This window comes from Companilactobacillus sp. HBUAS59699, assembly GCF_036913575.1.
Lineage (GTDB): Bacteria > Bacillota > Bacilli > Lactobacillales > Lactobacillaceae > Companilactobacillus.
Window position 1 is genome coordinate 621,543 of record NZ_JAYKTV010000001.1, and the last position, 21,546, is coordinate 643,088.

The 21,546-nt window shown below is 36.9% G+C and carries 22 protein-coding genes; all 22 read right to left on the reverse strand.

What is annotated here, in order from left to right:
* Positions 1–5 precede the first annotated feature (5 nt).
* Positions 6–656, reverse strand: coding sequence for a histidine phosphatase family protein (locus tag U8519_RS03110; RefSeq protein WP_334328862.1), 651 nt, complete (start codon positions 654–656; stop codon positions 6–8).
* A gap of 150 nt (positions 657–806) precedes the next feature.
* Entirely contained in the window at positions 807–1,925 is a 1,119-nt protein-coding gene (gene mnmA / locus U8519_RS03115) for a tRNA 2-thiouridine(34) synthase MnmA (RefSeq protein WP_334328863.1), read from the reverse strand.
* A 16-nt stretch (positions 1,926–1,941) separates the two neighbouring features.
* Positions 1,942–2,277 (reverse strand): hypothetical protein, encoded by a 336-nt coding sequence (locus U8519_RS03120; protein ID WP_334328864.1) that lies wholly within the window; start codon positions 2,275–2,277, stop codon positions 1,942–1,944.
* A 52-nt stretch (positions 2,278–2,329) separates the two neighbouring features.
* Positions 2,330–3,478, reverse strand: a complete 1,149-nt coding sequence (locus U8519_RS03125) for a cysteine desulfurase family protein (RefSeq protein WP_334328865.1) — start codon at positions 3,476–3,478, stop codon at positions 2,330–2,332.
* Positions 3,479–3,493: 15 nt separating this feature from the next.
* Positions 3,494–4,186, reverse strand: coding sequence for a 5'-methylthioadenosine/adenosylhomocysteine nucleosidase (locus U8519_RS03130; RefSeq protein WP_334328866.1), 693 nt, complete (start codon positions 4,184–4,186; stop codon positions 3,494–3,496).
* A 20-nt stretch (positions 4,187–4,206) separates the two neighbouring features.
* Positions 4,207–4,521, reverse strand: a complete 315-nt coding sequence (locus U8519_RS03135; RefSeq protein WP_334328867.1) for a hypothetical protein — start codon at positions 4,519–4,521, stop codon at positions 4,207–4,209.
* The gene (locus U8519_RS03140; RefSeq protein WP_334328868.1) at positions 4,508–5,074 is read right to left on the reverse strand and encodes an NUDIX hydrolase; all 567 of its coding nucleotides are present in this window, start codon (positions 5,072–5,074) and stop codon (positions 4,508–4,510) included. Before U8519_RS03140 ends, U8519_RS03135 begins: the two co-directional genes overlap by 14 nt.
* Positions 5,067–6,488 carry an MFS transporter gene (locus U8519_RS03145; RefSeq protein WP_334328869.1) on the reverse strand — a complete coding sequence of 474 codons (1,422 nt, stop codon included), beginning with the start codon at positions 6,486–6,488 and terminating at the stop codon, positions 5,067–5,069. Before U8519_RS03145 ends, U8519_RS03140 begins: the two co-directional genes overlap by 8 nt.
* A gap of 42 nt (positions 6,489–6,530) precedes the next feature.
* The gene (locus U8519_RS03150; protein WP_125567703.1) at positions 6,531–6,758 is read right to left on the reverse strand and encodes a cold-shock protein; all 228 of its coding nucleotides are present in this window, start codon (positions 6,756–6,758) and stop codon (positions 6,531–6,533) included.
* A gap of 3 nt (positions 6,759–6,761) precedes the next feature.
* The gene (gene ileS, locus U8519_RS03155; RefSeq protein WP_334328870.1) at positions 6,762–9,542 is read right to left on the reverse strand and encodes an isoleucine--tRNA ligase; all 2,781 of its coding nucleotides are present in this window, start codon (positions 9,540–9,542) and stop codon (positions 6,762–6,764) included.
* Positions 9,543–9,723: 181 nt separating this feature from the next.
* Entirely contained in the window at positions 9,724–10,587 is an 864-nt protein-coding gene (locus U8519_RS03160) for a DivIVA domain-containing protein (RefSeq protein ID WP_334328871.1), read from the reverse strand.
* 15 nt (positions 10,588–10,602) lie between these two features.
* Complete coding sequence (locus U8519_RS03165) at positions 10,603–11,400, reverse strand: YlmH family RNA-binding protein (protein ID WP_334328872.1); 798 nt, start codon at positions 11,398–11,400, stop codon at positions 10,603–10,605.
* A complete protein-coding gene (locus tag U8519_RS03170; protein ID WP_334328873.1) occupies positions 11,400–11,666 on the reverse strand; it encodes a YggT family protein in 267 nt (88 codons plus the stop codon). The genes U8519_RS03165 and U8519_RS03170 overlap by 1 nt, the downstream gene beginning before the upstream one ends.
* 18 nt (positions 11,667–11,684) lie before the next feature.
* Positions 11,685–12,086, reverse strand: a complete 402-nt coding sequence (locus U8519_RS03175) for a cell division protein SepF (RefSeq protein WP_334328874.1) — start codon at positions 12,084–12,086, stop codon at positions 11,685–11,687.
* Between the two features lie 26 nt (positions 12,087–12,112).
* Positions 12,113–13,342, reverse strand: a complete 1,230-nt coding sequence (gene ftsZ, locus U8519_RS03180; protein WP_334328875.1) for a cell division protein FtsZ — start codon at positions 13,340–13,342, stop codon at positions 12,113–12,115.
* A gap of 45 nt (positions 13,343–13,387) precedes the next feature.
* Complete coding sequence (ftsA, locus tag U8519_RS03185; RefSeq protein ID WP_334328876.1) at positions 13,388–14,731, reverse strand: cell division protein FtsA; 1,344 nt, start codon at positions 14,729–14,731, stop codon at positions 13,388–13,390.
* Positions 14,732–14,808: 77 nt separating this feature from the next.
* Positions 14,809–15,510: a cell division protein FtsQ/DivIB gene (locus tag U8519_RS03190; protein ID WP_334328877.1), complete on the reverse strand. Its 702-nt coding sequence runs from the start codon at positions 15,508–15,510 to the stop codon at positions 14,809–14,811.
* A gap of 15 nt (positions 15,511–15,525) precedes the next feature.
* Positions 15,526–16,635 carry an undecaprenyldiphospho-muramoylpentapeptide beta-N-acetylglucosaminyltransferase gene (gene murG / locus U8519_RS03195; protein WP_334328878.1) on the reverse strand — a complete coding sequence of 370 codons (1,110 nt, stop codon included), beginning with the start codon at positions 16,633–16,635 and terminating at the stop codon, positions 15,526–15,528.
* Positions 16,635–18,005 carry a UDP-N-acetylmuramoyl-L-alanine--D-glutamate ligase gene (gene murD, locus U8519_RS03200; protein ID WP_334328879.1) on the reverse strand — a complete coding sequence of 457 codons (1,371 nt, stop codon included), beginning with the start codon at positions 18,003–18,005 and terminating at the stop codon, positions 16,635–16,637. Before murD ends, murG begins: the two co-directional genes overlap by 1 nt.
* Positions 18,006–18,015: 10 nt before the next feature.
* The gene (gene mraY / locus U8519_RS03205; protein WP_334328880.1) at positions 18,016–18,981 is read right to left on the reverse strand and encodes a phospho-N-acetylmuramoyl-pentapeptide-transferase; all 966 of its coding nucleotides are present in this window, start codon (positions 18,979–18,981) and stop codon (positions 18,016–18,018) included.
* A gap of 26 nt (positions 18,982–19,007) precedes the next feature.
* Entirely contained in the window at positions 19,008–21,173 is a 2,166-nt protein-coding gene (locus U8519_RS03210; RefSeq protein WP_334328881.1) for a penicillin-binding transpeptidase domain-containing protein, read from the reverse strand.
* Positions 21,170–21,541 (reverse strand): cell division protein FtsL, encoded by a 372-nt coding sequence (gene ftsL / locus U8519_RS03215; protein WP_334328882.1) that lies wholly within the window; start codon positions 21,539–21,541, stop codon positions 21,170–21,172. The genes U8519_RS03210 and ftsL overlap by 4 nt, the downstream gene beginning before the upstream one ends.
* Positions 21,542–21,546: the final 5 nt, after the last annotated feature.

The following is a 21,546-nucleotide window of genomic DNA, read 5'->3' on the forward strand; positions in this document are numbered from 1 at the left end:
CCTCATTAGATCGTATCTGTACTTGAAAGTTTCTTATCTAAATATCCTGTTTCATTCCATTTGACCAACTTATACTGTCCATTTTCGTAACGCAAATGTGTCAAACTAGTATTTGATAATCCACCATCTTTGCGAATATCAGCAACTTTGGAGCCCAATAGCGATTGAATGCAAGTAACCAAAGCAGCTCCGTGACTAACGAACAAGACTGCACCGTCAGCAGGACTACTGTCAACTATCTTTTGAACTGCCTTATTAGTGCGTTCGGCGACTTGTTCAAATGATTCACCTTTAATGCGTTCATAATCATATGTACTAGGGTCAAATCTAAAGGAATGTATGATCTCTGGCATTTCTTTTTCTAGTTTAACAAATTTTTGACCTTCCATAATGCCAAGGTCAAACTCACGCAAGCCATCAACTACCGTCAACGGTATCTTGCGATTTATATCATCCAGTAATGTCTCCGCAGTAGTCTTTGCCCTTGGAAGTGGACTTGTATATGCATGATCAATTTTTACATTCTCAAGTCTTCCAGCTAATTTACCGATGTCTCGCAAACTTTCTGGCAACAATGGAGAATCTCCATGTCCACCTTGATACTTTCCTTCTAAATTCCATTCAGTTTTTCCATGTCTGACAAAATACAAATCCATATCCTTCACCTTACAAAGTTAATTAGTTACTATTATGAAGATTTACAGAAATTTTTTCAAGTTGTTACAATGGTATATACAAAAATAATAGGCAATCACGAGAAATCATATTCTCACGATTGCCTATTTTAGATTCTAATAAATTTTGCTCTAGATATATTGTAACTTCTTAGCCTTCATATATGCAGCATCGATAGTTGCGCCACCTAAGCACTCCTCACCGTCAAAGAAGACAACTTCTTGTCCAGGTGTAATTGCACGAACAGGATTGTCAAAGTCAACACTGACCTTGCCATCGCCTAATACGTGAACTGTAACGCCTGTATCTTGCTGACGATATCTGAACTTAGCTGTACAGTGGAACTCGTCACCGTAATCCAAACCTGTAATAAATGACAAGTCTGATGCTTCCAAGTGATCAGCATACAATCTAGGATTATCATATCCTTGGTCAACGTAAAGAATGTTCTTTGACATATCCTTACCAACTACGAACCAAGGCTCATTTGACTTACCATTGCCGCCAATTCCAAGTCCTGATCTTTGACCGATTGTATAATACATCAAACCTGCATGCTTACCCTTAACTTCACCATCAGGTGTCATCATTGTACCAGCTTGGGCAGGCAAGAACTCACCAAGGAACTTTCTGAAGTTTCTCTCACCGATGAAACATACACCAGTTGAGTCCTTCTTCTTAGCAGTAGATAGACCAGCCTCTTCAGCAATACGACGTACCTCAGACTTTTGCATTCCACCAATTGGGAACAAAGCCTTTTGTAGTTGATGTTGTTGTACTGTACTCAAGAAGTAAGTTTGATCCTTGTTAGCATCCCCACCACGAAGCAAGTGAACGACACCATTATCATCACGAAAACTTTGTGCATAGTGACCCATAGCAATGTAATCAGCATTTAACTTCTCAGCATAATCTAAGAATGCCTTGAACTTAACTTCCTTGTTACACATAACATCAGGGTTTGGTGTTCTACCCTTACGATACTCATCCAAGAAATACTCGAATACACGATCCCAGTACTCCTTCTCAAAGTTAACAGAATAGTAAGGAATACCGATCTTATTAGCAACCTTAGCTACATCCTCATAATCTTCTGTTGCTGTACAAACTCCAGCGTCATCTGAATCATCCCAGTTCTTCATGAACACACCGATGACCTCATAACCCTGTTGTTTAAGTAGAAGTGCACTAACTGAGGAGTCAACTCCCCCACTCATTCCAACAACAATGCGCTTCTTCTTATTATCCATAAAAAACCTCTCCACTCTAATCCTTGATTAGTACTTTCTTCTCAATCATAAAATCTAATAAATATCTAAGATCACTGACTTCTTTTTCAGTGTCTTTTAATTTAAAGATATTAAGATTATGCATACCACTCTTGTCCGTAGTAGCTAATTTAAGATTATCCAAATCTTTATTGATGGAAACTTTCAAGACATAACGGGCATCATATGGTGAACTACCATTGATGGGACGTTCAAGGCGGAAATTACCTTGTTTAGTTTCTTGAAAACCAACATCTCGTAATGCATATTTTTTGATTTCAGGACTAAGTTCATAGAACTCTGTATCACCTAAAATTTGTGCCTTTTTACTCATAGTAAAAACCTCCTAAGTGAATTTCTCATAAGTAAAGTTTGAATAAAGATGACTAATTAGTCAAGTCTTTAACAATATCGACTAATTTATTAGAGAATTTAACTATCTCTTCCTCGGTGTTATCTTTACCAAAACTAATACGAATAGAATCGTTGACTTTAGGACTGTCTTCACCAAACATAGCTACTAAGACGTGTGAAGGTTCAAGGCTTCCTGCTGTACAAGCAGAACCACCGGAAACAGCAAATTGTTCTAGATCAAGTCTAGTTAACAATACACCGCGATCAACCCCTGGCAGATAGAGATTGAAGACATGATTCAAAGCATTCTCATCGGTTGGTCCATTTACTTCAAATGGAATATTATTTGTTTTTAAAATTTCTTGAATCTTTTGTTTAAAGCCAAAATAACGATCACGACGTTCATCCTTTATCTCAGGAGTGATCAATTTAACTGCTTGAGCGAATCCAGCAATTGCCGGAACATTCTCAGTACCAGCACGACGCTTCGTCTCTTGATCGCCACCCTTGATAAATGAAGGAATATGAATATCATCATTTATGTAAAGAAAACCAATAAATTTGGGACCATTGATCTTGTGAGCTGAAGTTGACATCATATCAATATGTTCAGCTTTTACATCAATATTCTCTTGACCGTATGCTTGAACAGCATCAGTGTGGAAGAATGCTTGATGATCCTTCAACAGATTACCAATTTCAGCAATTGGGTTTTTTGCTCCAGTTTCATTATTACCATACATAACAGAAACCAAAATGGTATCGTCTGTCAAATCAGACTTCACTTGATCGACTGTTATTTCACCACGAGTATTGGGTTTGAGATATGTAATATCAAAGCCTAATGTTTCAAGGTATGACATGGACTTTAAAATTGCCTCATGTTCAACTGCTGTAGTAATAATATGTTTACCTAATTTTTGACGTGACAAAGCCGTTTCAATAACAGCAGTATTATCACTTTCAGTTCCACCGCTTGTAAAAACGATTTCTGAATCTTTGGCATTGATACTTTGGGCAATAGTGTGACGACTTTCGTCCAATACTTTGCGTGCTTGACGACCAAAATAATTGGTTGCTGAAGCATTTCCAAAATTATTTGCCATTTGTTCAGAAATAACATCAACAACTTCCTTAGCCATTGGTGTCGTGGCAGCATTATCTAAATAAGTAAACTCCAATTTAAAAATCCCCTTCTATACTTCTTGATCCAAGAAATTTAATAACATTTGTGCCGACTTACGACCAGCTTCGATAACGAAGTCGTCGAAATTAACGCTAGCATCTTCGTCTCCCACATCACTCATTGAACGAATAACAACGAATGGTGTTTTGAATTGTGCACACACCTGAGCCACAGCTGCACCTTCCATTTCAGATGCCAAGACATCTGGGAACGACTTTTTAATTGTAGCAATTTTTTCGCTAGAGTCAATAAATTGGTCTCCAGTTACAATTAAACCAGTATGAGATACTAAACCAGTTCTCTTTGCAGCAGCCTCGATCTTCTCAACATAATCTTCATCAGCGTAAAAATACAATGGTTGTTGTGGTAATTGTCCGACTGCATAGCCAAATCCAGTCGCATCAACGTCATGATATGCCAAGCGACGTGAAATAACTACATCACCGATTTTCAATCCTTCACCGACACCACCAGCTGAACCAGTATTAACGATCAAGTCAGGTTGATAACGATCGTTGATAAGTGTTGTAGTCATCCCAGCTTGAACTTTACCAATACCACTTTGAGCCATATAAACTGTATGAGTCTTGTAAGTACCAATAGTGATCTCAACACCTGCAGTCGTCTCTTTCTTAACATCACTCAATGATTCTCTGAGCAATTTAATTTCTTCTTCCATTGGAACGATTACACCAATTTTCATTTATAATTCTCCTTTTTTATTTAAACAAAAAACAATACTAAAAAGACGATCACAATTAAGCCGAATACTGTAATGATGGCAATGTTCAGCCTTTTTTTCAAGCGATTTGTCTTATTCTCAAAAGATATCATTTTTTCTTGTTCAATTTGATCAGGATGTTCCTTACGATACTCTTCTTCGACACGTTTACGTTCTTGATCACGCAACTCACGTTGTCTTTTTTCTACCTCATCAGCCGAAACAACTGAGCTATTAGGATCGCTTTTTTTACCGCCAGAAAAAGTATCAACTAAAACATTCTTGAACTTATCCCAAAGTTCACTAAGCCTTTGCATTCATTAACTCCCAATAAGTTACAGCATAGATAGATTTTGCATCACAAATGACACCGGCTTTAATTTGTTCTTTGGCTTCTTCAAGTGTTAACTTTTCAACATTCAAAAATTCATCAGGATCAAGCGGACGCTTGTTTTCAACTTCTTTGAGATTATCAGCTCTGAACATTGTCAATTTTTCATCCGAATAACCAGGACTGGAATAAAAAGAAGTGACCTCTTCTATTTGATCCGTTGTCAGTCCCAATTCTTCATTCATTTCACGCAATGCTACTTCTTTAAGATCTGAGCCTTCATCCTGATCGATCTTACCAGCTGGAACTTCTAATGTTTCTTGTTCCATCGGTTCACGCCATTGACGCACAAATACCATCTTACCATCAGAAGTAAATGGCATAATTCCAACCGCACCATGGTGTCTAACTAATTCTCTAATAGCTGGAACACCATTTGGTAGGATAACTTGCTCAACATCAACATCAAAAATCTTACCGCCAAACATGCGCTTCGAAGCAACTACTTCTTCATAATATCTTGAATCTTCTTTATTCATTCTTTAAACCTCGTGATTTTAATAATCTAATTACTGACATAATTATAGCAATCAAACAAATTACTAATGCAAAGGACATTGTAACACGCATACCATCTATAAAGATATCTGGTCTGCCATCAATATAGGTCGTCACTGACTTACCATAAAAATTACTCATCGATAAGAACAATACAGTGGTTGATACTGATACACCGATAATCATTCCTAGATTACGTGCTAAAGCATTCAATCCACCAGCAATTCCTAAGTCTTTTGGTTCAACGGAACTCATTATCATTGTATTATTAGGTGCTTGGAACAGTCCATTTCCTAAACCGTTCAAACCAATAAACAATAAGATGAACCAAAGTCCTGTATTAACATTAAAGAATAAATATCCAATTTGAGCAATAGCCAGAACTAATAAACCAGCTATCGTTAACAAAATTGGATTTATTTTTGCGGACATTTTTCCTGAAATCGGCGCAACAATGACCTGAACTACTGGGAACATCATCAAGATATAACCGGCAATCGAAGCTTTCATTCCTAATGCATTTTCCAAATAAAATGGCGAAACGACATTAAAGAAGAAGTTAGTTACAAAGATCAAGAAGCCTACTACTAATCCTAAAGTAAAATCATGATTCTTAAAAATTCTCAGTTCGATCATCGGTTGTTCAGTGATCTTCTGTAGATGAATGAACAATACAAAGCAAGCAATGGCCGCTATAAAGGTCAAAATAATATAAATATTACTAAATCCAACCGACTGACCAATGAATATTGCCGCAAAGAAAAGTATCAGTGTCACAAAGTAAACCGCAAATCCACGTCGATCGATTTTGGCAGGGTTTTTCGGTTCTTTTTTGGGTAAATTCAAATATCCCAATAACAAAGCGATAGCACCGATAGGAAGATTGATCCAAAAAATATAGCTCCAATGAAATTGTGACAAGATCAAGCCACCGATACCAGGCCCGGCAATAGAACCGATCGAAACGAATGAACCAATGTAACCTAGGGCGTATCCACGCTCTCTTAATGGAAATGTTTGAGTAATTATTCCATTATTGGTGGCCATCGCCATTGAAGCACCAAAGGCTTGGACCACACGACCCAATAGTAAAATCGGCAGATCTATCCCAAATCCACAGATCAACGATCCAATAATGAAAAGAATCGATCCGGTTTTAAAAACCTTGATTTTACCAATCGAATCGGCCAATTTACCAAATAACAATAAGAAAATACAAATGGTAACTAAATAGATCGACACGATCCACTCGGCCATATTCATTGGGATATTTAAATCTTTACTGATAACAGGCAAAGCAATATTAACAATGGAACCATCTAGAGTAGACATTAAGGTAAAAATTCCTACCGAAATAAGTACCATCCACCGCTTTGGATTAACTTCTTCGTTCATAACAATTCTCCCAAATAAATTATTTCAATAAAAAAGAAAGCACTATTCAGCGCTTTCTTCATCTTGTTCAGCTTCTAATATGGTAATATTGACCGCTTGTGGACCCTTGAATCCAGGAGCAACTTCAAATTCCACATTGAGATCAGGCTTAATAAAGTAATCTTCACGATTAAGAATTGAATCCGCAAAGAAAAAGATATCTTCTTCTCCATTATTAATAAATCCAAAACCACGTTCAGTATTAAAACGTACTATTTTTCCTTGAAACATATATTAGCCCTCAAAACCTTCTTCAATTGTTTGAGGATATTCCTCAGTAACAATCTTAGCACATCTAGCACAGAAAGTTGGGAAGTTTGAGTCATCACCGACATCAGTCTTGATCATACGACATCTTTGACACACTTCACCATCAGCTTTTTCAACTAAGACGCTAGCATCTTCATACTTGTCAGCCTCTGCTGGAGCAGCATCTGTACTGATTTCAAATTGAGAAACGATCAACAATTGACCAAAGTTACTATTGATCTTATCAAAAGTCTTTTGAAGTTCTTCACTTGGATAAACCGTTACTTTGGCTTCAAGTGATTTACCGATCAACTTATCAGCACGTGCAACTTCAAGGGACTTAAGAACGTCGTCTCTAAAGTTCATGAAGACTGACCAGTCTTTTTCGATTTCTTCAGAACCAGCAAGTTCTTCAACTTCCGGCATTTCTGTTAATTGAACGTATTCTTCTGGTTCCTTCAAGTATTCCCAAACTTGTTCCATAGTATGTGGCAAGATTGGTGTCATCAACTTAGCAATCTTAACAACTGCATCATAGATAACTGTTTGCATTGAACGACGTGAATGTGAATCCTCAGGGTCAATGTAGACAACATCCTTGGCAAAATCAAGATAGAAAGTTGAAAGTTCATTAGTGATGAAACGAACAACGTTCTTAGTTACGTCAGCAAAGTCGTAACTGTCATATTCATCATGAAGATTCTTAACTAAGTCATTCAACTTAACAGCAATATACTTGTCTTCAGGACGAAGATCATCATACGCTACACGATTTGTCTTAGGATCATAATCAGTTGTGTTAGCGATCATAAATCTAAGAGTGTTACGGATCTTACGGTATGTTTCTGAAACTTGCTTGAATGAATCAACAGATACTTGAACATCTGAACTTGAATCAACAGAAGCAACCCAAAGACGAATGATCTCAGCACCGAATTGTCTTTCAATATCAGAAGGAGCAATAACGTTACCTAATGACTTACTCATCTTGACACCATTCTTATCAAGTGTGAAACCTTGAGAAAGAATAGCTTTGTATGGTGCAACGCCAAAGGCCGCAACTGAAGTGATCAATAGTGAGTTGAACCAACCACGATATTGGTCGGAACCTTCAAGAACTAAGTCAGCTGGGAATGTTAAATTATCACGTAATTTAGCAACACCAGCATGAGCTGTTCCTGAGTCAAACCAAACATCCATAATATCTGTTTCTTTTGTGAATTTACCATTTGGACTAGCGGGATTTGTGTAACCTTCTGGTAGTAAGTCCTTAGCGTCACGTTCAAACCAAACGTTTGAGCCATATTTGCCAAATAAATCAGCAACATGATCAATAATTTCTTTGGTCATGATAGGTTCACCATTTTCAGCGTAGAAAATTGGTAGTGGAACACCCCAAGCACGTTGTCTTGAGATAACCCAATCGCCACGGTCACGAATCATGTTGTAAAGACGAGTTTTACCCCAATCAGGAATGAAACTTACCTTTTCAAGTTCTGACAATAGTTGTGGTCTGAACTTGTCAATTGATGCGAACCATTGTGGTGTAGCACGGAAAATAACAGGTTTCTTTGTACGCCAATCATGTGGGTAACTGTGAGTGAAGAAATCAAGCTTCAACAATGAGCCATTTTCTGTCATTCTCTCAGTTATCATCTTGTTAGCATCATCGTAGAATACACCCTTGTATTCTGGAACTTCGTCAGTGAAGCATCCGTGTTCATCAATAGGTGAAAATACTGGAAGCTTGTATTTCATACCAACAACGAAGTCATCAGCACCAAATCCAGGAGCTGTATGTACTAATCCAGTACCATCATCCAATGTAACGTGGTTACCAAGAATCAATTGTGATTCACGGTCATAGAATGGGTGTGTTGCAGTTAATCCTTCAAGGTCTGCACCTTTGAATGTCTTGAGGATTTCTACATTTTCCCAACCAAGTTTTTCTTGTAAGAAACTAATACGTTCTTCAGCAACAACGTATTTCTTACCATCAGCATTGATCAATGAATAGTTAAATTTAGGATTAACACAAATTGCTTCGTTAGATGGCATTGTCCATGGAGTAGTTGTCCAAATAATGAATGAAGTATCATTGTCTAACAAATCTTTACCATCACGAACTTTGAAAGCTACAAAGATTGAAGGTGACTTAACATCTTTATATTCAATTTCAGCTTCAGCAAGTGTAGATTCTGATGATGGTGACCAATATACAGGCTTCTTACCACGATAGATATAACCTTTGTCAACCATTTCACCGAATACTTTAACTTCTTCTTTTTCGAATTCTGGTTGATAAGTAATGTATGGGTGATCCCAATCAGCTGAAACACCTAGACGTTTGAATCCAGCCATTTGTTTCTTGATTTCACCTTCAGCAAAGTCCAAACACATCTTACGATATTCAGACATACCGATTTCCTTACGCTTAACACCCTTTTTGGCTAATTGTTGTTCGATTGGAAGACCGTGAGTATCCCATCCAGGAACATATGGTGAACGGAATCCGTTCATTGAATGATAACGAACAATAATATCCTTTGAGACTTTGTTCAAAGCATGCCCCATATGAATATCACCATTAGCAAATGGAGGTCCATCTAATAGTTCAAAGGTTGGTTTACCTTCGTTTAATTTTTGACGCTTTTCATAAATTTTGTTTTCTTCCCAGGCTTTTTGCCATTCTGCTTCTTTGTTAGGAAGATTTCCACGCATTGGGAATTTTGTTTTTCCTAAGTTAAGTGTATCTTTGACTTTCATTCTTTCACCCCTCTTGAAATTAAAAAGAACCCATCCAATTCTAGGACGAGTTCTTCGTTATACCACCTATTGGTAATTGATTATAAAATTGTTTAAGAGCTGATATACTAAATAAATTATTTTACTAACCTCACACCATACGTTAGCTCGCTGAAAAATGTTTTATTAAGCACTTGTTCTCTTAATTATTAGATTCCTCATTATCATCAGTACCAGCATCATCAGTTTGGTCATCAGCAAAATTAAAAGTTGGTGCATTTTGTTCATGGTTAACTGTATATGGATCTGCCGGTTCCTCATCGGGAATATTGTTATTATAGTTCATTTGTTCCTCATTGGGAATGGTATCTGATGAATTTTCATAATCTGTTTGGGCGTTTTCATAATTATCGCCCGATACATCAGCATTATTCTGATCAAAATTATTTTGTTCAGGTGCAGAATTTTGGTTCATATTCATATTCTGCCCAGCATTCTGATTGGCATTTTGATTATTTGCTTCATAATCAGCTTGCATCCCCACACGTTGCTTCAAATCATTGGTCGACGTATCTTGTGAGAGTTTCTCCCATTCAGGACTCTTGATCATATTCAATTGCTGACGCAAGATCTCTTCCAAGCCACGTCTGTAATCAGCCGATTTCTTTTTAAGATCATCAGTTTCGATCGTCACTTGACGAGCCTTACTTGAAGCATCTTCAAGGATCTGATTCGACTTAGCAGTAGATTGATCTAGCAGATCACGTGCCTTCCTTTGAGACTCTTCAACAATCACTTGCGCTTCTTGTTCAGCATTAGTTTTCACCTTATCAGCAGCATCTTGAGCAACAATAATTGATTGATTCAAAGCATCACGCATATCGGTGAAATACTTCAATTGTTCCTTAGTATCTTCCAATTCTTTTTGTATCTGCTCGTTCTTTTGCAGGGCAAGATCATAATCCTGAGCAACCTGTTTTAGAAATTTATCTACTTGATCGCGGTTGTAACCACGGAATTTGTGTTCGAATTCCTTATCATGTATTTCTATTGGTGACAATACCATAATCTCCACCCCTATTTATTTATTAATAATATTAACGAACAATATGTATTTATTGCCCTTGGATTTACCCATAATATCATTAACTCTTACTCGACCATATCCACGCACACTCAACGTATCATTGATCGTTATAAAAGAACTTGCATTTTTGTTTGGCACCCAATTGATTTGGACTTTTCCATGCTCAACTAGTGTTTTGGCTGTCTGTCTCGATAAGTCATAAGCAGTTGCTACAACAGTATCTAGACGCAGCGAATGTACATTTATTACTTCGTCGTGTGAATCGTCCTTTGGTAACAAGAGTTCGTTGAAACTCTTCTGTGACAAATGAACCTTGTAAGGTCCGATCTTCTGTACTTGTTCAGATACAAAATCTTTCATCTGGTCAAATACAAAGAATTGCCAGTTTTCTCCGTCAGTTATTATATCTCCAAAGTGATCTCGTTCAACTCCTGATCCAGTCAAAGCTCCTAAAATTTGTCCATGATGTAAATTCGCAAATTTCTCTGGATACCTGATCTCAAACATTGAAATCTTAAAATCAGATTCTTTAGGTACAAAATAGTCAGGAGCAATAATACCCCTGACTCTCTCTGCCCCTTCGTATCCGCCAAAATAATGAACATAAAGGTCATCATATTTGTTGACGAGATTATTTAGAATCAGCTGCTCTCTTAAATTAAGAAAATCAGTCAATTGTGGGATATACATAGTTTGTGTTCTAAGTAGCAGATCGCTCATTTTATCAATAAAGGGCTTTTCTTCTGGACGAAAATATCCACTTTTTAAGCTTACATTTTCTTTTTCAGTCATTAGATTATATAAAAGATCACTTTCTGTACTATTTCTAGAATAATTAAAGCAATTAATGGGGAAAAATCAATCATCCCAAATCTTGTAGGAATAATCTTCGAAATTGCTCTGAAAAAAGGTTCCACCAGACTAGCAATGAAACGACCAAATACAGAATTGTATAGTGCAGGTATAAACGTCAAAATACAATATACAAATACGATCAACTCATATATTTGAAACGCTCCACCGATGATCAGTGGCAAACCGTAAGAAATACGATCCATAAGGTTCCCCTATCTATTTTATTCATTTAATTCTGGAATGCTTCCATCAATCTCAAACTTAGGTGGAGTGCATAAGAAAATCTTGTCTCCAACACGTTTGATCTCACCATTAAGAGCATAAATCGAACCAGTCAAAAAATCGACGATTCTTTTTGATTGCTCATCATTTATATTATTGAAATTAACAATTACAGCTTTGTTGTTTAACAATTGTTTAGCAACTACTTTAGCATCTGAATATACTCTTGGTTGATAAATTGCTATCTTACTACTTGCAGTTCTAGGTTCACTTGCAGCACTCATAGAAACTACCTTCTCGTTACCAGAATAATCAGCAGCTGGCTGTTCTACATTGTCTTGTTCATCATAACCATCTTCGTCATTAATTCCAAAGAAATTACCTAATTTTTCAAAAGCCATAATAGGTTCTCCTTCTAACTATTTTATTACTTGTTATTTCTACGCTTGAAAATTGGAGGAGTTGAATCATCATCATTATCGTTCAAATCAATTGTTTCAGGTTTCTTAAAGATTTCAAAGTCACCTTTTTCTCCAGAAACATTGTTGTTTGAACTGTCATCATGATTGATGTCCCAGTCAGCTAATGGATCACTTTGTTGTTGCTTTGGAGCTTGTTTAGGAGCTTCAGGAGCATTATTATCAAGTGTTGCCATGCGGTTGTTTAATTGAGGACGTTTTTGAACTGATCTCTTCTTGTCTTCACTTTCAACACCAGTAGCAATAACTGTAACCTTAACTTGGTCGCCAAGTGTCTCATCGATTGAAGTACCAAAGATAATATTAACGTCAGATGTAGCTTGTTCTGAAACGATTTGTGCAGCATCTTGAGCTTCAAATAATGACAAGTCCGGACCACCAGTAATGTTAAGCAAGACTTGTTTAGCACCATCGATTGAAACTTCCAATAGTGGTGAAGAAATAGCCTTGTTAGTTGCATCAGTGATTCTATTCTCACCGTTAGCTGTACCAATACCCATTAGGGCTGATCCTTGATCAGACATAACTGTCTTAACATCAGCAAAATCCAAGTTAACAAATCCAGGTGATGTGATCAAGTCAGAAATGCTTTGTACACCTTGACGTAGAACGTCATCAGCGATACTAAATGCTTCACCCATTGGAGTCTTCTTATCAACGATCTCTAATAGCTTGCTGTTTGAAATAATAACTAAGGTATCAACGTCTTTTTTCAATTCAGTTATACCATCAGCAGCAAAACGTGAACGTTTTGAGCCTTCAAAAGCAAATGGACGTGTAACGACACCAACAGTCAAAGCACCGCTATCTTTGGCAATGCCTGCGACAATAGGGGCAGCACCAGTACCTGTACCACCACCCATTCCGGCAGTAATAAAGATCATATCTGCTCCGTCAAGAGCTTCTTTAATAGCTTCTTCACTTTCTTGAGCTGCTTTTTGACCTATTTCTGGATTAGAACCTGCACCAAGGCCTCTTGTCAATTTAGGTCCTAATTGAATTTTAGTTTCAGCTTGTGAACTTTCCAATGCCTGCACATCAGTATTGGCAGCAATAAATTGCACACCTTTGATGCCAGAATCAACCATTCGGTTAACGGCATTACCACCAGCGCCACCAACACCGATAACTTTAATAACTGCTCCCGTATTGTTATTTGAATCCAATGAATATTCCATTAAGGAGTTCCTCCTACTACTTTTACTTTTATTAATAATTAATGTTTAATCGAAAAACTTACTCCAGAAGTCCTTAACCTTGTTCATCCGCTTACCCTTTTCAGGTTTTGGCTCTTGAGTCTTTTGCTTAGGCTCAGGATTGGATTGAACTGGTGTTGGTTCTGGTTCTTTTTTAGTTTGTTGTTGAACTGCTGGTTGAGGATTTGAATTCTTCAAACTGATTGCAGCACCATTCACAACGTTATCAGCGATGACACCTATGTCATTTAGTCTCGAAGCGTATGTTACTAATCCTAATCCTAACGAATAAGAAGGATAACGCATTCCCATTTGCGAAGGAATGTAACTCTTAACTTTAACATTAAAAATTCGTCTAGCGAGTTTTTCAACGTTTGGTGTGGCAGCCACACCACCAGTCAATACAATTCCGCCAGGAAGTGATAATGCTCCAGCATCTTCAAGTGGATCTTTTAATCTTGTAAAAATCTGTTCAAGTCTAGCTTCGATTATTTCAGCTAAATATTCTTCAGAAATTGCTTCAGGTTCATTCTTTCCTACTACATCTACACTGATTGTCTCTTCAGTAGCAGCGTCATCAACATCCGCATTTCCATAATAAAGTTTTAATTGACTGGCATTTTCAATCGTTGTATTCAAAACGACTGAAATATCATGGGTTACGTAATCTCCACCTTCAAAATCAACTGTTGAAAGTTTCAAGTTATGATCATGAACAACAGAGGCGGTTGTTTGACCAGCACCCATATCAATAATAACTGCACCAAAGTCACTTTCACCGTCGTCTAAGACAACTTGACTCAACGCCATTGGTGAAATAACTTTATGAGTAATATTTAAACCAGCTTGTTGGATAGCTTTTTTTGTATTATGAACGATTGTCTTCGGTGCGGTATAAATTAGGCCCTTCATCTCTAGACGAACACCAATCATACCTCTTGGATCACGTATATTATTGAATCCATCCACAGAGAACTGTTTAGGAATCAGTGAAACAACTTCACGTTCACTAGGTAAGTTTTGTACCATGGCCGCAGCCATAACTTGTCTTACGTCATTTTCATTTATTTCTTTTGATTCAGTACCAACTGCAATCATTCCCTGGCACTTTTCGATTTGTAACATGTTGGCAGATATTGCCACTACCACATCACGTATCGTTATATTTGCCTGAGTCTCGGCCTTCTTTACAGCCTTCTTAATTGCACCTGCAGCTTTGTCTATGTCGACTATAACGCCACGGTTGACTCCTTCAGATCTCTCGCTGCCAACGCCGACGACACTAACTTTGTCACCTGACGATTCAGCAACCACTACTTTGATTGAATTGGTACCTATATCTAGACCTACAAAAAATTCAGAATTGTCCATTAATCGTGGCAGCCTCCCTTACCTAGAAAAAAATCTATTCATTAGAAAATTTTAACACAAAATTGACTATATTAAACCTATTTCTTATCTTTAAACGGATAAGAATAAGCACCTACTTCAAGATTAATGACACCTTTCTTTTTCATCTGTGAAGCAATGCCAGGATAATATTTCATTTTGGCTTGAACCGTTCTGATATCAGCTACGACCTTATTACCATCGTTCATATCAATTTTTACACGGTATGGATTCAGTTTAGTTGGAGAATTATAAAATTCAGAAACATTGGTCTTAACATTATCATTTAAATTTTTATATATATTTGATATTTTTTTTAATTCTTTTTTATTATTGAAACCACTATATATCGGATAATTACCAATAGGAGCTTTCATCTTCTGATTTATAATGCGCCCATTGTCGATTATCCGATAATAATAGCCGTTCTTATAAATCAATCCTAAAGTTTGATACTCAGTTACATCAATCGTCAAATCACGTAAATTACCAGTTTTAAACGAAACTTTTTTGATCGACGGTAATTTCTTTTGCGTTCGTTCAGCTATTGATTTCTTTTCAAAAAACACACTCATTAGTAGTTTATTCTCATTGATATCAGTTGCATCAATGACCTGTTGTGCACCTAAATCGTTCACGCCTTTTACCGAGATATTGCGAACTTTACTCAAAGGAGAACCAAGATAGGCAATAAAGATAATTACTGCGGCAATGAAAAAAATAACTATATTCTTAACGTTGTTTCTCTTTTTCTTTGCCATCGTAAAACCTCAACATTATTTATTTACTAAAGTAGTCATAACTTTGATCAATCGATCAGATGCATCAGGAACACCTGTCTTCTTAGATGCTTCAGACATTTTTTTCTGAACACCTTCGTCATTCATAATCTGATTGATTTCATTAAACAATCCATCGGCAGTCAACTCTGATTCAGGAATAACTTTTGCTGCACCATTTTTAGCTACTGACATTGCATTCTTAGTCTGATGATCATGAGTAACGTAAGGACTAGGAATGAATATTGATGGAATACCCAAAGCAGTGATCTCGGCGATACTTGTTGCACCACTACGACCAACGATCAAATTAATATCTGGTAAAACTTCGGGCATATTATCAATATATGGTAATACAGAGATATTTGCACTGTTTAAGTACTTTTTATCGATTTTTTTAATCACATCGTCATAATGTACCCTTCCGGTAACAAATAAAACTTGATAATTTTCATTAGAAAAATTATCCATTGAACTTATAGCTGCCTTGTTGATCGGAGTTGCACCACGAGAACCACCAAAAATCATCACGGTTGGAATTCCTGGAGTTAAATTCAATTCCTTCAAGCGATCATTGGGTTTGATGCCAACAGCTTCCTGAGCACGAGGATTACCAGTGAAGACGATCTTACGTTTTTCAGAAAATTGATCTTGTGCTTCTTTAAAGGCAATCGCAATTCGATCTACAAAGTGACCTAAGAATTTGTTAGTAACACCGGCAATTGAATTCTGTTCATGAATAATCGTAGGAATGTGTAATCTATGAGCAGCGTATACAACCGCACTTGATACATAACCACCAGTACCGATAACAATATCTGGTTTGAAATTCTTAACGATTTTCTTAGACTTACCGACACTTGAAAGAAACAATTGCATAACTTTGACATTTTCCAATGTTAATTTACGTTTAAAGCCTTTGATTTCAATCGTCTCAAACTTGATACCTGCCTGCTTGACAATTTTGCTCTCTAAGCCTTTTTCAGTTCCAACGTACAAAACATCATCAATCATGTCACGCTCTTTTAGACGCTTGATCAATGCCATTGCGGGATAAATATGACCACCGGTACCACCACCGGATACTATAACTCGTAGTTTGTCCATTAGTTTTCCCCTTTTAGTGCTTCGACCTCTGCAATATATTGGTCTCCACGTTGTTCGAAATTATCAAATTGATCCCAACTAGCAGCAGCTGGTGACAATAAGACGATTTCTCCTTCACTACTTTGACGATATGCTTCTGGAACAGCTTCTTTTAGATTTTTGACTTTAGTAATACTGCTGATTTGAGCTTTTTTAGCAGTGTCAACCATCTTATCGGCTGTTTGACCATATACGATGATATTCTTGACTTTTCCCTTGAGAGAAGGAATCAATTCATCGAAACCATTACCACGATCAAGACCGCCAGCAATCAATACGATTGGTTGTTTAAAGGCCGTTAAAGCAACAATCGTAGCTTCAGTATTAGTTGCCTTAGAATCATTGTAGAACTTCACACCATTGAACTTGTCAACGTATTGAATACGATGCTTAACGCCTCTGAAGGAAGTAAGAACATCGATTATATCTTCGTTACTTACATCAAATAACTTAGCGACATTGATGGCAGCCAAAGCATTTTGAACATTGTGTTCACCAGGGATTTGAATTGAATCAGCGTTCATAATGAATTCTTTATTAAAATACAATTCCCCATTCTTTGCGTAAGCACCATCTGTTAATTCTTGCTCATCTGAGAATGGCTTAATAACAGCCTTAGATTGTTTAGCCAGGTTGCGCCATTCTTCAGTATTCCAATTAACAACAAAGTAATCATCTTTAGTTTGATTCTTAGTTATATGCATCTTAGCCTTAATATAGTTTTCGCGAGTGCCATGAAAATCCAAATGTGTTGAATAAATATTGTTCAAGACTGCAACATGTGGATGCAGATCGATCGTTCCTTGCAATTGAAAACTAGATAATTCAGTAACGACCACATCATCAGCAGTAGCCTTTTGAATTACATCTGAAATAGGAATACCGATATTTCCAGCATAGTAAGACTTCTTAAACTTAGGTGAATGTGCCAACATCAATTGAATCAATGTGGTAACGGTTGTTTTTCCGTTGGTACCAGTAACAGCAACCATCGTTGCATCTGAATAACTGTAAGCAATTTCTGGTTCAGTGATTACTGGAACGCCAATTTTCTGAGCATGCTTGATTAGTTCATTAGTATATGGAATACCAGGGTTCTTAACAACATAATCATACGAATCATCCACTAAACTAGCATCATTACTACCGGTAATAACGTCGAAACCTTCATCCAATAATTGTTTTGCCTCATCATTTCCTTCAAGAGGATTTGAATCAACTACCGTTACATCTGAGTTCATTTTTTTCAATAATTTAGCTACCGCATAACCACTTTTGGCTAAACCTAAAACTAATATCTTTTTATTTGAATAATTACTTTTTGTTTTCATGACTGACTTCCTACATAAATAAGATTAAATAAATTCCTGAACAAATAATACCGACGATCCAAAAAACAATATCAACTTTCCACTCATTCCACCCTAACATTTCAAAATGATGATGAATAGGTGTCATTTTAAAAATACGACGATGAAATACCTTGAAAGAAAATACTTGCAACATAACACTGGCGGTTTCAATAACATAAACCAAACCGATCAACAATAGTGACCAATATCTACCTAACAGGATCGAAATAGTTGCTAAACCAGCACCTAATGCTAATGAACCAACATCACCCATAAAGATCTTAGCAGGTTTGTGGTTGAATACTAGGAATGCTAATAATGCACCTACAACCGCAAAACAAATGATAGCTAGGTCAATACGATTCTGATACAAAGATATATATCCGTATGTTGCATAAGAAATTGTTCCTAGACCACCAAGCAAACCATCTAGTCCATCAGTTAAATTAGTTGCATTGGAAAATCCAACTAACCAGAAAATTGTAAATAAGATGAAAATCACTGCTGAATCGATTGAAAACAATCCAGGAATTGAAAAGTTCATTGGAAATTGATCATTGTTGTATACGTACAAGAAAATTGCAGCAACAATAATTTGTAAAATTAATTTTTGTAATGCTTTTAAACCTAGATTACGTTTCTTGAATACCTTGATGAAATCATCAATAAAACCAATACATCCATAAATTACGATAACAAAAGTTGTGATCAATAATGAATGTGTTAGTTGGCCTTGCCAAAGACCGACCCAGAGACTGGTTACAGCAGTGGCGAGTATTATCAAAAGTCCACCCATCGTAGGTGTTCCTGATTTTTTCTCGTGCCATTTAGGTCCTTCTTCACGAATTGATTGACCTTCTTTATGTGCTACTAGATAACCAATCAAGAATGGCATCAAAATGGCGACAATTGCCGCAGCACTAGCGATATCTATAACAATATTACTTAGTTCCATAAAAATCCCCTTAATTATTTAACAATTTATTTGTTTTTCAATGTAACTATAATTTTACCACTGTCACTTATTACTTGGCCCTTTTCGATGGATTGTTTTGTTACATATCCATCGCCCTTGGTCGTCACATGTGTACCAGTGACTTCGGCAAATTTCAATACATCATTCTTTGACCAACCCGTCAAATCAGGCATAGTCATTGCACCATTAGTCAATAGCACGATTCGTTGACCAGGCATGACCTTCTCACCACTAGCAGGCAGCTGTTGAACAACTTTATTACCGGTACCAATAATACCAGTTTGCAGGCCCATTTTCTTGATTTCTTTAGTAGCTTCGTCGGTCGTATCGTTGAGCAAGCTAGGAATACTTACATATTGACTGCCGGCCTCAGTTGTATTGGTTGGTGACTTACCTTGACTTACCAATCTCTTGACTAGTGGATTAAATACTTCTGACAGGATTTTTTCAGGTGACTCTGTCATTTGTTGTGGTTGTTGCATCGTTATATACACAATGTAGTTGGGATCATTATATGGAATCAATCCAGCAACAGAGAATATATAATTGTTGCTACCAGTCAAATAACCACCACTTGGCGATGCAATCTGGGCTGTACCAGTTTTAACTCCAACCTTGACACCAGGAACATTATAAACAATACCAGTACCATAAGTCTTCGTGACGACTTGGCGCATTGCCTTTTGGACTTGTTTAGCAGTACTTGCTTTGATCGGTGTATCGACCACTGTTCGTTTGTATGTCTTAGTAGTTTTACCTGTAGTTGGATCAACGATTTTTTGAATAATCTGTGGTTTGATCATCTTACCGCCGTTAGCGATGGCGGAGAAAGCCTGCAACATCTGCATAGCATTGACGTTGACACTTTGACCAAAGGAAGTCATAGCTTGGTCACTGGCGTGTTCATAAGAAATACTCCCTGAAACTTCACCGGGTAAATCTACATTGGTCTTATCACCGATATGGAACTTCTTCATATACTCCATCCAAGTTTTTGAGCCCATCTCTTCTTCAAGATGAACCATCCCAACATTAGATGATCTAGGGAAGGCCTCAGAAACAGGAATATAACCCCAGCCAGCGTTATTCCAATCACTGATCGTTCGACCACCGACCTCTACCGAACCGGATTTATACAGCTCATTAGGTTTGTAATTACCGGAATCAATTGCGGCTGATAGCGTCAGAATCTTCATAACCGAACCAGGTTCATATTGATCTTCCACCAATGTATCACGCCAGCTATTGCTCAATCCCTTCTTAGTCGTTGGATTAAATGTTGGTCGTTGCGTGGCGGCTTCAATCGCACCTGTCTTCGCATTCATAACTACGATCTGTAAGTTCTTAGGAGCGTATTTTTCAGAAACTTCTTGTGCCAAAATCTCTGCATATTGTTGAATACGACTATTCAGAGTTAAATAAATATTCGATCCATCAACAGAATTCTTCTCAATCACTTGAGAACCAGGAAGTTCGTTACCGTTTGAATCCACCTTAGTAACTCTCTTACCATTTTTACCACTCAAAAGCTTATTGAAATATTTTTCAATTCCCATAACACCACTAATATTACTGTTAGTATCATTGGCATTATCTGCCTTAGTTATACCAACTAAATTAGTAGCAAAGACTCCATTAGGATACGATCTTGACGGTAATTCTACGAAATGAATCCCGGGAAGATCTTGATTCTTGATTTTATTTTTAATTTCGATCGACAAACTACGTCCGGCTTGGCCGAATTCTACTTGATATTGATCTTTATTTTTAGGATTAAGAAACTTAATAATTTCTTTTCTAGACAATGGCAAATACTTACTCAAGACGCGAGCCGTCTTCTGCTTATTCTTTACATAATCAGCCTTACCATCAGTAGTCTTAGACTTCTTAGATAGCACAGCATAAATATTATAAATAGTAGAGTCTCCGGCAATCATGTCACCATTAACATCCAAAATATCGCCACGTTTAGCATTAACTTTTGATACACGTTCATATTTCATTTTGGTTCTTTGCTCTAGATTAACGCCGCTATATTCCTTACGAGTCGATATAGAAGCAAATCGATATATACAGACAATAAAAAAAAGGGCAGTCGCAATCAATATTATTCCACCAACGATATAATGATTGCGTCTTGCCTTATTTTTAAATATTTTTCCAAATTTCATTTCGATACGTTCCTTACGTTTTTGTTACTCATTTTTAAGTTATGTTTCTTGGCAAAGGCTGAAAGACGATCAAAGCTGGTCATTTCAGAAATCTCTTGACGTAAGTTTACGTTATCTGTATTTACTTTTGTTATTTCTGTTGAGATGTGATCTAAATTATTTTGATCAGAAGTCATGGAAACCTTGATACTTACTAATGAAACCATCAAAATCAACGTTAAAAAAGCGAGTCCAACGATCAACGTTGCCTCTAATTTTGATAACGCTACTTTATGAGTCGCAGGCTTAGGTGCTGCGGCTGGATTTGATTGTGGTTGTTCTACTGTTTCATAATTTGGTAGATTTCTGGCTGTGCTTTCTCTCATCATAAATT